Origin of the sequence: Mycobacterium sp. WMMD1722 (genome assembly GCF_049315205.1) — a bacterium.
Lineage (GTDB): Bacteria > Actinomycetota > Actinomycetes > Mycobacteriales > Mycobacteriaceae > Mycobacterium.
Genome location: NZ_CP186056.1, coordinates 3,834,024 through 3,847,260, shown reverse-complemented (window position 1 = coordinate 3,847,260; position 13,237 = coordinate 3,834,024). Strand labels below are relative to the sequence as shown.

Genomic DNA, 13,237 nt, shown 5'->3' with positions numbered 1-13,237 from the left:
AACTCGAATGACGGCCTACTTGACAAGTTCGGGTTCTACACGTCGGCCGCTAGGGGTTCGACTAGGGACGAACGAGGCAAGACGCCGACCGATCGCGTCGGTAGCGTCGATGGGCAATTCGGCAACCTCACCGAAATCGGTACCACCGTCAGGAAGTGTGCCAGCAACGTGAAAATGCAGGTGAGGGATAGCCTGATGGGCCGCAACGCCGTTGTTCTGCCACACCGCCACTCCGGGCCTCTTGTACGCGCCATCAATAGTAATCGCCGCATCGCGAACAGCGACCATCATCGCCTCAGCCTCGCCGTCAACCAAGTGCAGGAGCGAGGGGACGTGACGGGTCGGAAGGACCAGGAGATGACCGATCCCACGTTGTTCCCGTGTGACGAGCACGGCCACCTGGTCTTCACGCCATAGCACCGTGTAGGGCCGCTGCCCGGAGAGATAGTCGCAGAACGCGCAGTCGCCACCATCGGGCAGATCGATGGCCGGCTCACGGCAACTCATGAGGGCCTCAGCGAATTTAGGAACGCCTGAATCTCAAGATGATCAAGCTTGTCGTACTGGGGAGGCGGTGCGACGATGACCAATTCGTCGCAGACCTTTGAGGTGCGGGAGGCAAGCATGAATGACAACGCGATGAAACGTACCGAGTCCGCCGCGGGGAGGACGGGCGACAACTTGGATTGACCTCCGCCGATCATGGGCACGCACACACGTCTGCCATTGCTGTTGGCCCGTACTGTCTTCCACAGTTGGCTAAGGCTGTTCCATACCCCATCGGTGGAGGAGGAGGCGGTACTTCCCTTGTCCATCAACGTATATGCGACAAGAAAGTATCTGACGGCGTTCGCACGCAATGTGACTGTCGTGCCCAACGGGTAGCGGGCGATTTTTCCCTGCTTGCCCTCCACCTCACCAAGGGGGGTGACGTGGGCCAGCTCATGGTCAATATCCGCGTCGAGTTGTGCGACGTCGTTGCCATAGACCCGCTGCAAGAATTGACCCTGCACACTCTTAGGGGCGATGTGCGGGGCGGCGGTGTCGAAGGTGTCGCTAACACCAATGATCAGGTGGGCGTCCTGCTGCTCGAACAAGTCACCGCGAAGGAGCTTGATCGCGGTAGCCGGTGCCTGATACCTGGTTTCGACCGGTCGCGGCCAAGCTTGCACGCTCCCGTAGAAGACTGCGCCGGCCAAAGCGAGCCATGCAAGCCACCCGCGGCCGACGAAGAGGTCCGGGGCGAAAAGCGCTACGGCGCCGGCGACGGCAGCCAGTGCGCCAAATAGCGCGAACGCTTGGGTGATGAGGATCTTCCAGAAGCGCCGGGTGCGGATGTCCCGACGTACAGACTCCATTACAAACCAAGCTCAGCGTAAACGTGGTCTTTGTAATAGTGCGGCCCAGTGGCGCCACTAGTTGCGAATTGGGGAGCGTAGTGGTCGAGCGCGTACTTAATGATCGCCGGCTGAAACGACACCGACAGGGTGTAGTAATCGGCATCCAGCAGCGGAGTGGGTATGAAGTTGCGATCGATCTTGCGGTCCCCGTCCAGATTGGCCACCACGACAGGCAGGTTGAACTCAGCCATTACCTTGACCTCGTGGGCGAGGAATGAGGTGCCATCTGAGCCCTTCTTCCTTGCGTCGCTGCTTCCCAACAGAACAATCTGCTTTGCGTTTTTTAGCCGCTCGCGGAGGTTGCGTTTGATGGTCTCGGGCTGGCTTGTATCGAGAGAAATGTACAAGTCGTGGGCGTCGTAGAAGTCGAAGTCAATGTTCCTGTTGTCGCGCCAGGCCTCCATCAGACGGTAGGACGTGATGTTTTCGCTTGCGAAGGCGACATAGGTTTTATTGCGGTAGCTCACAGTTCCCCCAGGCAACGACGATTCTTGGTGACTAATTCATACCGTGTCCGGCTGACATGAATACTGCTGTTGCTGTGCCGAGCAATTCTCGATAGCGTCGACGTCGCCCGCGCCAGACGATCGCTCATCGTTGCGGACGCGGGCTATAAGGACTTTGATCAAGGCCTCAAACCGTTGCGCGGCTCTTCGCGGCGCGCGAGGACGGCCATGAAGACCGCGGCGCTTCACGACGTCCCTGGCCCGGCAAATACGACGGGCAGCGACTCATCGTCTCCGAGGTCGGCCTGGGGTCGAACGACGACGACCGCCATCCTCGCCGGCCACGGTTCCCGACCAGCCCCGGTGACGAGCATCTCTCGCTGGGCGCCGAAGGCGACCAGTTGCAACTGGGCTAGATGATCCAGGCTGTTACGTAGGTCCCGCTGGGCCTCGCGCACTGCGCCGAAACCGCGATCGGAGATCGCGTCATGGATCTCGGCGTAGCCACGCAGGCTGGTTAGGAAGTCGTCGGCGGCATCGCATGCCTCCGGCGAGGCCTCATCCTCATCGATTGGGTTAAGCATGTAGAACGACGATTCGATAGCAGCGTTCCACGCGTCTGCACCAGTTCTTAAGCGGGGCAACAGCATTCCACAGGAAGGGAACCTCGGCCGCAGGCCGATCGGCTCCTCCGCGTGAATGGTGTGCAGCATTCGGCGGATCCATTCCTCGTGTTTGGCTTTCATAGCGCGAAGCTTTTCGACGGTGAACTCGTGTACCTGTTCGTCGATGATCTGGTGGTGGCGCTTGCAGAGGAGAATCCGGTTGGCGTAACCATCGATATCGATGTCGGGGAGGTCGACGCCGCCACGCGGACCGTTCTTCGACGGGCTGATGATGTGTGCTTCGTCGCCCACTAAGACTTCCCGGTCGTCGGGATGGCTAGCGGCTTCGACCAGCTCCGCCCTGCACACACAGCATCGCGAAGCCGCCTTCCCCCATAGCCTTTTACGGTCTCGCTCACTCATCGCCACGACGAAGGTCTTCCTGCGCATGGCCTTCGGCTTTCAGCGTGCAGTAGACGGTCGACCGTCCGACGAGCAGTGTGTCGGCGATCTCCGCCATGGGCACGCCGGAAGCGGCCATCTCGCGCGCGTAACCGAGTCGCTGCCCGCTCAGAACCCGTGGCCGGCCACCGACTCGTCCGCGTGAGCGGGCAGCAGCCAACCCAGCCATAGTGCGTTCGTGGTTGATGCCGCGTTCGAACTCGGCGAGTGCTGCGAAGACATGCAGAATCAACCGTCCGATGGCGCTGTTGGTGTCAATGTCCTCGCTCAAGGAACGAAGTCCCACCTCACGCAGTCCCATCTGCTCTACCAGATTCAAGACGTGCGGCAGCGAACGACCTAGCCTGTCGAGCGTTGTGGTGACTACGGTGTCACCTGGTACCGCCGCCGTGACCAGACAGTCCAAGCCCGGTCGGCGCGTCCTGGCACCCGAGGCGACATCGCTCCATACCCGCTCGCAACCTGCATCACGAAGCGCGTCGATCTGACCGACCAGGCTTTGATCCCCTGTTGACACGCGTGCGTATCCGAGTAGCGCCATAGCGGAGGTTGTACCAGTGCGCACTGACAAGTTTCGGTAGACGTTTTTGTCACAAGGGAGGTGCAGGTCGGCACACCGAGAAAAGATCGTCCCGCAATCCTTCGTTATCGGGATGTGCTCACGAGGCTGCGGTCCTTGTCACCGAATGAGGAGTCGGCCGGGCGGTCGACGTGATCACGCCACCCCTCGATCGATTGCCGACAATGTTGTATAAGGTTGGCGCGGGATGTGCTACGTTGTGCAACTATGAGTGCTGTCGATTCTGATTATCTGAGCGTTGCCCAGGCCGCGACCTACGTGGGGGTCTCGGCCGCAACGTTGCGGCGGTGGGACACGGCGGGAAAATTGACCGCTGTGCGGCGGCCCAACAGCAAGTACCGCTACTACCGGATCACCGACTTGGAACCGTTCCGCCTCGAATACAGCGCAGCGGACAACGCCAAGGACGCCACGGCGGGCTTCTTCGACGCCGCCCAGGTGAAAGTTGGCGGCAATCCGCAGCTGCGTGAACCTCAGAAAGAGGCGTTCGACGCAGCCGTGGAGCACTTCGCACACAACCAGACGCCGGCCATCATTCAATTGCCCGTGGGCTGCGGCAAGACCGGCGTCGCGGCCATCCTGCCGTTCGGCCTGTCGCACAAGCGCACCCTGGTCGTCGCCCCCAACACCATCATCCGCGAGGGCCTCTATGCCGACCTGAACATCTCGAACGCGGCCTGCTTCTGGAAGAAGGCAGGGGTGCTCAATTCGTTCACCTCGGGCCCGTTCACCGCGCTGGTCGACGGGCCAAAAGCAAACATCGATGACTGCGTCAACAGCCATATCGTGGTGGCCAACATCCAACAGCTGGCCAGCAGCACCGACCGCTGGCTGTCGCAGTTCCCGAGCGATTTCTTCGATCTGGTCATCATCGACGAAGGCCACCATGTCGCCGCCGAGAGCTGGCAGAAGGTGGTCCGGGCCTTTCCGCAGGCCCGGTTTGTGAGCCTGACCGCGACCCCGTTCCGCGCCGACAACAAGGACCTGCTCGGCGAGCTGATCTACCGCTACCCATTCACCCGCGCAATGCTCAACGGGTACATCAAGCACATCGTGTCGGCGTCAGCACACCCCGCAGCGATTACCTTCACCGTCCGCGACGAGACGACCACCTACACGCTGGAGCAGATTCTTGAGCTCAACGAGGAAGCGTGGTTCCGCCGGGGCGTTGCCCTCTCCGACGAGTGCAACCGCCACATCGCCGAAAAGGCCATCGAAAAGCTCCGCGCACTCCAAGCCGCAACCGGGTTCCCCCACCAGATCGCGGCGTCGGCCATGTCGATCGACCACGCCGATCAGGTCCGGGCCATCTTCCAGGAGATGGGCCTGCAGGCCGAGACCGTGCACAGCGGCATGAACGATGAACGCAAAGCCGCCGTCTTCGCCAAGCTGCGCAACAACCAGATCGACGTCATCGTGCAGGTCGCCATGCTCGGAGAAGGCTTCGACCACCCACCGCTGAGCGTCGCGGCCATCTTCCGTCCCTACCGCTCGCTGTCGCCCTACATCCAGTTCGTGGGCCGCGTGATGCGGACCGTGGACCAGAACGATCCGAACAGCCCGAACAATCAGGGGTTCGTCGTCTCCCACGTCGGTCTCAATAACGAAGAGCAATGGGATGAGTTCCGTGAGCTGGACGGGCAAGACCAGCAGACGGTCGCCGGATGGACCCGCGGCGACGCCGGTGACTCCGGTTCCCCGCGGCAGAACGGCGAGGACGATCCGGGTGCCCAGCGGTTCGATGACCCCGTCGCCGAGGACGAGCAGATCAGCCACTTCCTGAGTCGCTCATTCCTCGATCCCAGCGACGAGCGGGTCATCGAGCAGATGCTCGACACCCCAGGGCCCGGTGGATTCACCTTCCGCCAACTAGGGATCAGCGCCGAGGCCTTGCGCGAGCAGTTTGCCCACCGCGCTGCCCAGCAGGAAGCGCCGGCGGACGCCGTGCCGGTGCAGCCGCAGGTCAAGCGTCAGACCCTGCGCGAACGACTCGCATCCCGGTCGAAGTCCGTTCACCAGCGGATCCTGACCGATCTCGGAATCCCACGCGCGGGATACGACATCAGCCGCGCCATCAAGGGCGCACGCGGCAACAACGTCGAGGCCTTGTACATCGTGCTGAACCGCGAGATCAACAGCTTCGTCGGGGAACCGGACGACAGCCGAGAACGCTGGACTCTCGACCAGTTCCAAGCCGCCTACGACTCGCTGGACCAGATCGGTGACCAGGTGGTCAACATCATCAAATCGGCAATAGGAGAATAACCGTGGCCGCAGTCAAGAACGTGCTCAAACACCTCAGCACCGAGGTCGCCGGACGGAAACGCAAGTGCTACCACACTAAGAAGCATGAAATCCTCAAGGGCGAAACATGTTTGGTGGTGCACGATGGCCCGCAGAGCCAGACCACCTACTGCGCCGTGTGCGCCGCGGACATCCTCGCCAAGGCCAGCCAGTCGCTGTCGGAGCTCTCCGCTGACTTCAGCGCGCCGCCTCAGGCGTAGCCCGTCGGCCGACGGCCGCAGCTGCCGGGGTTGCCCGCCGTGGCCATAGGGGCAAATCCTGGCAGCTCAGAGCTCTCGCTCCGGAAACCGCCCGACGCCGTGTATTCATCTCGCTCGGTAAACTTGATCCCGAAGCGACTGGCGCAGGTGAGCAACCACCGGGAAGCGGAACTCGGCAGCATCGACCGCCTGGGTGCTCCTCACTCATGAGGAGCAGCGCCATGAACGCCACAATCATCGATGGCACTGCCGTCGCCCACCGCATACTTGCCGAAACTGCAAAGCGCGCAGCTCAATTCGCACATGCACATGGCCGCGAAACTTGTCTGGCGACCGTCCTGGTGGGCGCTGATCCCGCCTCCCACACCTACGTCCGCATGAAAACCAACCGCTGCCGCAGCACCGGTCTCGACTCCCAACAACATCTGCTCCCTCAGCATTCGAGCACCCAAGACGCTGTCGGATTGGTAGCCACGTTGGCTGCCGATGCCCATGTGGATGGGATCCTGGTGCAGCACCCGATGCCGGCCCAGATCGACGAACGCGCCGTGTTCGAGGCGATCACCCATGCCAAAGACGTCGACGGAGTCACCCTGACTTCCTTCGCTGCAATGTCGCTAGGCACCAAAGGGTTCAGTCCTGTATCCCTGGCGGCATCATGCGACTACTGGACGCGTACGGCGTCGACCCGGCCGGACACCGCGGCGTGGTGGTCGGCCGCAGTCCGATCCTGGGGCGGCCAGTCGGGATGCTGCTGCTGGCCCGCGACGCGACGGTCAGCTTCTGCCACTCGAAGACCGGGAATCTGGTGGAGTTCGTCGCCGATTCGGACATCGCGGTCGCTGCGGTCGGGCGCCCTGAACTGATCCGGGGTGACTGGATTGAACCCGGTGCGCTTGTGATCGACGCCGGCGACAACCCCGGCAACATCGGCGATTTCGAATACTCAGTTGCCGCGCAGCGAGCCCGGCTCATCACACCGGTGCCCGGCGGCGTCGGACCCACCACGATGCCGTGCTACTGGCCCAGACAGTCGCCGCAGCTGAAGCGACCGCACCGGGTTAGCCGTCGCGAAAGCGCTCTGGCGGCGGGTCCGATTAGCGGTCAAGTTCTCGCCAGCGATAGAGGCGCAACCCAGCTTCCGGTATGCGCCTCGGACGCGATATATCGACGTCTAGAGCGTCGCCGAACGCCTGACTGAAGAATTGGACTAACGTGAGCAGTTCAAGAGGTGCCACGAGATCGGCTGCACCAGAACGAATCTCGGCCGCCAATACGCCTTCGGTTTGGATGGCACCGAGAAGAGCCGATTGATATTCTGATGGCGGCCCCACCGCAAGCAATAGAACTGGTGATAAAGGCGCTTCGGTCGGGCAGCTCTCGACAGATTTATAGGCAGGCGGCTGGAAGACTGTCACGAACCGTCCGTGGCTAAGGTCCTTCTGCTCGTGGAGAGTGACTGCTGGGAGTCCACTCTCTGTAAATTTGCTTTCTACGTCGCGGGCCGAAGCCAGTGCACCTGGACCGTATACAACATTCAGGCGCCCCGACAATGCCGCCGGGGCAGCAAGCGATTTCGCGACTTGCACCGCGTGCATTTCACCTTCGCGGACACGCGCCGCTAGGTCAACTGCGGCACTAACGCCGCTCGCCGCGACTAGCCAGGGGATACAGGGTGCGACGGTTCCGGCGATAGACACAAATCCACGCTCGCGCCCGCCGATGCGTCCGCCTTTTACTCGGTTCGCTGGACCGTACGATAAAACGAAATCCTCGCTAAGCGGACGCAGCTCATCGGACACTGGCGCCTTATCCGCGCTAGTGAGGAGCACTATGCGTTCGCCGCCGCGTTGTTTCGCGGCGCGGATGACGTGCCGGATATCGGGCGACGCGCCGCTATAACTGACAGCGATCACCGTGTCGGAGCGTGCCGCGCCGGCCAGATACTCCCCCGGAGTCAGCGCCACCGCCATACGACCGCGGGAATTCAGTAGGTCGCTGATGAAGATCGCCGCCGGGAGGGACCCTCCCGATCCCACAACGTGCGCGGTTCCAGCTTCTTCCAGTATCTCAGCGGCACGGTCGACGGCGCTTCGATGCTCAGCCACCGATAGAACTCGGCTCAGCATTAGCGCGGTGTTGTGGCGCGAGCCTGGCTTAGAAGCTCGTGCGGCACGTGGCTTATCAGGGGCAACAATCGTCTCCTGCGACTCCACCGGGGCGTCTACCTCAACTATCGGGAGCAGACACAGTACACAGTGTTCGTTTGCCATCGATTGCGAAATCAACTCTTGCACCCACCTTCCGCGAAGCCGGTCAAACACCGGGTTGGGAGGTGGCGGGGGTAGGTGACCGCGCGCGCCAATTTGCTCAAGCACTGGCACAAGGAATTGCTGGACGCGACTTACTGCGGCTGCGACCTTCGCCGCCGTTAACGAGCCACCGTCCGTCCTCGCAAGGTGGTCAAGTGTGTAGCTGCACAACGCATCGCCGGCACCCGAATCATCCTCGACCCGAACGACTTTAGGGGCACGAATTCTCTCGGCAAAGCCTGCAGCATCCGACACGAGTGCTCCGTGCGGACCCTGCGTCGTTACGACAACGGTGTCGGTAAACAGCAGCGGTAGGCGGTCGGTGGGTACCCCGATACGGCTGCCCAAGCTAGCCGCAACTCGCTGGTTCAAGAACACTAGATCGAATTCTCGTAGCTGCGAAATTATCAGGGCAGTTGGTTGATAGCGGAGATGGCTCACAGCACCGAGGTCCAGAACAGTTCGGGTACCGGTGTTCCTTGCGCTCCGCGCGTGCTCCACGCGGTTACGTGTGAGGTTGTCGTAGACCGCCCAGCTACTGTTTATTCTGTCCGACTCGGACGAGTACACCAATGCTGGCCGCTGGCGTGAGTCAACCCGCTGTGCACATACCGGGCACTTCGTGGTGAACGCATGGATGGTTCCGCCGACTTGCCGACCATCGTCGGCACCGAGGGTCTCGAAGATCAGCCGAGTTCGTCGACGCGGGTGAAACCGTATCTTCGCAGTCTCGACTCCCAGACTGGCTAGGTCGTCAACCGCGAACCGACCCGCCGGGTCTTGTCCGGCAACGCCCTCGATACTTGCCTGCCACCCTAGCTGAGCTAGGTTGGCCACAATGTTGGAAACCGAACCGCCGCCGCGGATTTCAGAGATTACCCCGCCGTCATCGGTCGGCCGCCAAACATAATCGAGGATGACTTCCCCGTAACCAGCTACGCTTCGCGGAGGTGCACTTCTCATCAGTCTCCGGCGCTACCCCACGCATGTGCGTCGGGCATTGCGTACTTGTTCGGGGAATTCTTGTGGAGAAGGAGACGAATCCTCAGTTTCGCCTTGTCGAAGACGCCGTTCTCGTCTTCGTACCAATACCTCTTGTCCGGGTGGGGAACCACAAGGCGACTGTACGGGGATGGACCGACAAGACCTTGCACGAAGTTGTGCGCTAGGTCAAGATCGAGCAGCCCGTGAGCGGGCAAGGCCATGTGCGCGAAACGATTTGCACCCGGGAAGCGCACGATGACCACGGCGCGTACATCGTGACCCCGCCGGACCAGCATGTCGCGGGCGGCTTGCACGGACGTGCCGGTAGTACAGCTGTCGTCGAACAGAACAACATCACGGCGAAGATGTTCGCCGTCAGCGACTCCTCCCGCGTCATCGAGAACGGTCACCGGGAACAGATCGGGGTCCGCTGCGGCGACCCATGCATCGAGATCCTCCCGAGCTTTATCACCTTGTTCGCGATTGCCGTACATGCTTATTCGCATAACCGCTGGAACAAGAGTTAGCCCAAACCGCCTACCCAGCGCCGCAGCGAGAAGCGGTAACTCGAGACCTCCGTACTGAATGCCCACCGCAAGTATGGGGCCGCTGTTTGATTCCGCGCGGCGCTCGGCCATTGCCCGCAAGCCTATGACCACGGCCGATAGATTCTGAACGATGTAGTCAGCCTCGCGCCACCGAAAGATATCTCCCTTGTCGCCCTCGCTCCACTCCGGTTGTGCGGATCGCTCAGCGACTCGCCGGGAAAGCTGGCTCCCGTATTCCGCAATCCAAGATCGAAGGTCTCCGATGGGCCCTCGGCAGGCAGTCAAAGTTGCGGACCACGGATTGTGCGGTTCAAGCAGGAAATCGACGTATTTACGAATATGTTCAGCGGCAATTGCTCCGAGGCTTCCGACAGCCACATCGTCGGCGCCCTCAGCGGCGCCGGGCGGCTGCGCAACGAACAACGCAACGTTGAGTAGCTGAAGCACCGTATCGCGGATATTGTCCATAACCGCAAGAGCAATCTTCACTAGGACCGGCGTGGGCCGAATGCCGATCAGTTCATCGATTGCCGTGAGTGCCGCGTCGGTGAAAGATGCAGCTCGCTCAAGAAAATTGGGCACGGCCGCAGCAGATTTCCGACCCGTAAGGTTCATGTAGTAGTCGGGTCCCCTCAGCAGCACACCGCTGTCGGTGTACATACACCGATCGGGTCCATCGTCGTCGGGGGACGATCTGGCAAGAGCGTCGAATCCGAACAAGTTGCGGACCGCGGGGCAATTACTCAAATCTTGGAGTTCCCAATCTCGGATTCGCACACCACCGCTATGCGGGTCAAACAAGTCGCGCACTGTAATGCTGTAGTCGCCGTCGCCAGGATCATGCGCGATGAGTTGGGCCACACGAAGGCTGAGCTGTCGCTCAATCATCCTCGTCTCGACGCCGGCCCGTCTGACCGCGGCCCTCTCGAAGTTCAGCAGTCGTTGTAGCTCGGCGCTAGCAGCGTCTTTGTCTGACTCGACCTTCATGCGAAGTGGCGCGCCGACGCAAAGGGCGTCCAGCAGGCGCTGCGTCGCCGCCGCGCCATCGAGAATCTCGCCTTCCGCGGAAACGACGGGGAAGCATCCGTAAGGGCTATTGCTGATCGTACCGACGGAAAAGCCAGTGGCACCGGCTAAGAACGTGCCGTCATTCCCATCCGGGCCACCTTGGTCGCCAATGCAAAGCACACGCGCTGGATCCAACCGGTGATTTTCGGCAAGGAGTCGAACTGCCAGCGCTTTGTCGGCGACGGTTACATCAATCGTGTACACATCCTGATAAACGCCAGTGCGGAGCTTAAGCGGATCACCGTATCCCTCGACGATAGGAAGTAGAACTCCGACGGCACGGTCCCGGATTTCAAGATCCCTAAACACAATCCTTAAGCCGCATGCCTCGTCCACCCGACCGGGTTCGAGCGTCGTCAGTTCCGGGTAGATCGCAGAATCTGCCAACGCCCTGGTGACATCCTCCTTCAGTTCGGAGGCCCGATCGAATGCAGGAATCAATGGACGGGACACATCGAACAACTGATCTTCTGGGAGAGTCGGATTTGTCTCAAAGACAGCAGCGCCGTTGTGTGCGATACAGCGAAGCCGAGCGCATTCGTTGGGCAGCAGATCAGTTGATTCGAGTAGTTGCCGAATTGCCTTTCCTGCTCCAGCGGAGCCACGGCCGGTGACTAGCCACACGTGGCAGCCGCGACGCAGCAATCGAGCCACGATCGCGCACATGTCGGGATCCAGGTCGGCGCTGCCCGGCATCGTCAGCGTGCCGTCTATATCGAAGGCGACCGCAAGATAAAAGGCTTTAAGCGCGGCTTCGAGGGGTTCCTCGAGGCTGCCGTCAACGATGCCCTTATGTCGTGTTGCTTCGTCTACCCAGCTCGACAACTCGGCAGCGGTCAGTATCATCGCCAACCCGAGCCCGCCGCCTAGACCCGTTGTCTAGTACCGGCGATCGCGAAACCAGCGCGATGAGACCAACTGCCAGCTAGAGAAGCCGCAGGTGTGCTCGAAGCCGTCAACGAGGCAACCGATGCAGCCCTTTGATCCAACACCGCAAGAGTCGTCGTGACTGGCAACGGTAAGCGCGCCCTTTTGTTCCTGCGAGCGATTCGCGTCGAGAACATGCATCTCGTCCTGCCCCCTCATCGATGCCGGCCACAGGCTGTGCCGGGGTACCCCAAGTCCGCCATCCGGCTTGGGCCGAGATTAGCAAGCACCGTGGGGACCCGCGGAGGGAACTGGTGAAGACGCTTGCGGCCTTCCAGATGGAATGGCGCGGAGATCGCGAAGGCGCGGATGGCGTGTGATTGCGCACTTCTCCCGTCGGGAGCACGGTTTACTATGCACGGTCTACTATGCACAGTTGACCGCACAAGCACAGGATGAGTCATGCTCGCAATTATCGCATCTAGCCCTGTCAGGCTGGGTTAGGCGCGCCTCGTGGCGACAGGACGGGCCGCGCTTCGGTTGGTTAGCGATGTTCAGTCAACTATCCACCTCGGTCAGTCTCTACGCGCGCGCAGGGAGGCGATGGGGCTGACACAAGAGCAAGCGGCGGCAGAGGCTCGAATCACCCGAGGGGCGCTCGCAGCACTCGAGAAGAGGGCCCTGCCCAACCCGAGCCTCCGAACACTCCTTTCGTTGATGCGGGCCTACAAATTGGACTCCATCGAAGCCCTACTTGGCTCGACTCCCTCTGCGCAACTCGCCGCCGCGCTGCTCGCAGACGGAACTGGGGTCGGATAGGGCAAAGCGGGGAGGGGACAAGAGCGCCCCCAGCGAGCTGTTCAATGGTCATACGCGACCGGGTCGAGATTCACTTCCCCGCGATCACACGCCACCACTGCGAGACCTTCGCTGGTTCGATGTCGTCGCCCGTGGTCCTTGTTCAGTGCCCGCTTTGACGCTTTGGCGGGCGCCTGCCTCCAAGACGGGCCGGATCGCCAACCCGTTACCTCTTAGTTGACAGTGGTGAGCGGCTGCTCGCTAAGGGATTCTCCTGCGGAAGTCCCGGGCACGATCGAAACCAACGCTCCGCCTAGCCCATTCCACAAAACAAAGAGGTCACGAACACTTTCTGGTTCGTGACCTCTTTGATCGCAGTTCGTAGAACCGCTCGTGGTGGGCGAAGGGGGACTTGAACCCCCACGTCCCGAAGGACACTGGCACCTGAAGCCAGCGCGTCTGCCATTCCGCCACTCGCCCTGGAAGACCGGGGGAGCCTATCACTCCGGCCGCCACCGCCCCAAAACGAGGGCGGGCGGGCTCCCCCACCAGACGTCACCGCGATTCTCATAGTTCTGGTGGTCCCGCCGCCCACGACGGGGTAGATACCATGCAGGAAAATCCGGTGGCGGTCATGAGCAGGCACGACAGTGAGAGGCGGGC

11 protein-coding genes, 1 tRNA gene and 2 pseudogenes are annotated in these 13,237 nt (G+C 61.4%); 5 read left to right on the top strand and 9 right to left on the bottom strand.

From position 1 onward, the window contains the following. Nucleotides 1–15: 15 nt before the first annotated feature. The 5 genes from ACN27E_RS18365 to ACN27E_RS18345 all read right to left on the bottom strand — a co-directional run bounded on the left by ACN27E_RS18365 (nucleotide 16) and on the right by ACN27E_RS18345 (nucleotide 3,454). On the bottom strand, nucleotides 16–507 hold the full coding sequence (locus ACN27E_RS18365; protein ID WP_422743607.1) for an HIT family protein: 492 nt from the start codon (nucleotides 505–507) through the stop codon (nucleotides 16–18). Next, entirely contained in the window at nucleotides 504–1,358 is an 855-nt protein-coding gene (locus tag ACN27E_RS18360; protein ID WP_422743606.1) for a macro domain-containing protein, read from the bottom strand. The genes ACN27E_RS18365 and ACN27E_RS18360 overlap by 4 nt, the downstream gene beginning before the upstream one ends. After that, nucleotides 1,358–1,867, bottom strand: coding sequence for a TIR domain-containing protein (locus ACN27E_RS18355; protein ID WP_422743604.1), 510 nt, complete (start codon nucleotides 1,865–1,867; stop codon nucleotides 1,358–1,360). Before ACN27E_RS18355 ends, ACN27E_RS18360 begins: the two co-directional genes overlap by 1 nt. Before the next feature lie 224 nt (nucleotides 1,868–2,091). Further along, entirely contained in the window at nucleotides 2,092–2,763 is a 672-nt protein-coding gene (locus tag ACN27E_RS18350) for a hypothetical protein (protein ID WP_422743603.1), read from the bottom strand. Between the two features lie 103 nt (nucleotides 2,764–2,866). Next, complete coding sequence (locus tag ACN27E_RS18345; RefSeq protein ID WP_422743602.1) at nucleotides 2,867–3,454, bottom strand: recombinase family protein; 588 nt, start codon at nucleotides 3,452–3,454, stop codon at nucleotides 2,867–2,869. Between the two features lie 246 nt (nucleotides 3,455–3,700). On the opposite strand from ACN27E_RS18345, the gene ACN27E_RS18340 reads away from it, so the two are divergent. The 4 genes and pseudogenes from ACN27E_RS18340 to ACN27E_RS18325 all read left to right on the top strand — a co-directional run bounded on the left by ACN27E_RS18340 (nucleotide 3,701) and on the right by ACN27E_RS18325 (nucleotide 7,198). Further along, on the top strand, nucleotides 3,701–5,758 hold the full coding sequence (locus tag ACN27E_RS18340; protein WP_422743601.1) for a DEAD/DEAH box helicase: 2,058 nt from the start codon (nucleotides 3,701–3,703) through the stop codon (nucleotides 5,756–5,758). Between the two features lie 2 nt (nucleotides 5,759–5,760). Then, complete coding sequence (locus ACN27E_RS18335) at nucleotides 5,761–5,997, top strand: hypothetical protein (protein WP_422743599.1); 237 nt, start codon at nucleotides 5,761–5,763, stop codon at nucleotides 5,995–5,997. Between the two features lie 206 nt (nucleotides 5,998–6,203). Then, a pseudogene (locus tag ACN27E_RS18330) lies at nucleotides 6,204–6,521 on the top strand (tetrahydrofolate dehydrogenase/cyclohydrolase catalytic domain-containing protein); the annotation flags it as partial. A 134-nt stretch (nucleotides 6,522–6,655) separates the two neighbouring features. Beyond that, entirely contained in the window at nucleotides 6,656–7,198 is a 543-nt protein-coding gene (locus ACN27E_RS18325; RefSeq protein ID WP_422743597.1) for a hypothetical protein, read from the top strand. Here the strand turns inward: ACN27E_RS18325 and ACN27E_RS18320 are convergent. The 3 genes and pseudogenes from ACN27E_RS18320 to ACN27E_RS18310 all read right to left on the bottom strand — a co-directional run bounded on the left by ACN27E_RS18320 (nucleotide 7,095) and on the right by ACN27E_RS18310 (nucleotide 11,755). Beyond that, entirely contained in the window at nucleotides 7,095–8,105 is a 1,011-nt protein-coding gene (locus tag ACN27E_RS18320; RefSeq protein ID WP_422749967.1) for an SIS domain-containing protein, read from the bottom strand. The genes ACN27E_RS18325 and ACN27E_RS18320 overlap by 104 nt on opposite strands. Before the next feature lie 306 nt (nucleotides 8,106–8,411). Then, nucleotides 8,412–9,272: pseudogene (locus tag ACN27E_RS18315) on the bottom strand (carbohydrate kinase family protein); the annotation flags it as partial. Then, a complete protein-coding gene (locus ACN27E_RS18310) occupies nucleotides 9,272–11,755 on the bottom strand; it encodes an HAD hydrolase family protein (protein WP_422743596.1) in 2,484 nt (827 codons plus the stop codon). The gene ACN27E_RS18310 and the pseudogene ACN27E_RS18315, both read right to left, overlap by 1 nt. 534 nt (nucleotides 11,756–12,289) lie before the next feature. Between ACN27E_RS18310 and ACN27E_RS18305 the strand changes: the two genes are divergently transcribed. Next, nucleotides 12,290–12,595: a helix-turn-helix transcriptional regulator gene (locus tag ACN27E_RS18305; RefSeq protein ID WP_422743594.1), complete on the top strand. Its 306-nt coding sequence runs from the start codon at nucleotides 12,290–12,292 to the stop codon at nucleotides 12,593–12,595. Nucleotides 12,596–12,968: 373 nt separating this feature from the next. Here the strand turns inward: ACN27E_RS18305 and ACN27E_RS18300 are convergent. Further along, a tRNA-Leu gene (locus tag ACN27E_RS18300) sits at nucleotides 12,969–13,054 on the bottom strand. Between the last annotated feature and the right edge of the window lie 183 nt (nucleotides 13,055–13,237).

What these genes read in the sequence shown, in the direction of transcription:
- ACN27E_RS18360 (WP_422743606.1), bottom strand. Translation starts at nt 1,358, where the DNA reads ATGGAGTCTGTACGTCGGGACATCCGCACCCGGCGCTTCTGGAAGATC.
- ACN27E_RS18365 (WP_422743607.1), bottom strand. Translation starts at nt 507, where the DNA reads ATGAGTTGCCGTGAGCCGGCCATCGATCTGCCCGATGGTGGCGACTGC.
- ACN27E_RS18340 (WP_422743601.1), top strand. Translation starts at nt 3,701, where the DNA reads ATGAGTGCTGTCGATTCTGATTATCTGAGCGTTGCCCAGGCCGCGACC.
- ACN27E_RS18310 (WP_422743596.1), bottom strand. Translation starts at nt 11,755, where the DNA reads ATGATACTGACCGCTGCCGAGTTGTCGAGCTGGGTAGACGAAGCAACA.
- ACN27E_RS18345 (WP_422743602.1), bottom strand. Translation starts at nt 3,454, where the DNA reads ATGGCGCTACTCGGATACGCACGCGTGTCAACAGGGGATCAAAGCCTG.
- ACN27E_RS18325 (WP_422743597.1), top strand. Translation starts at nt 6,656, where the DNA reads ATGCGACTACTGGACGCGTACGGCGTCGACCCGGCCGGACACCGCGGC.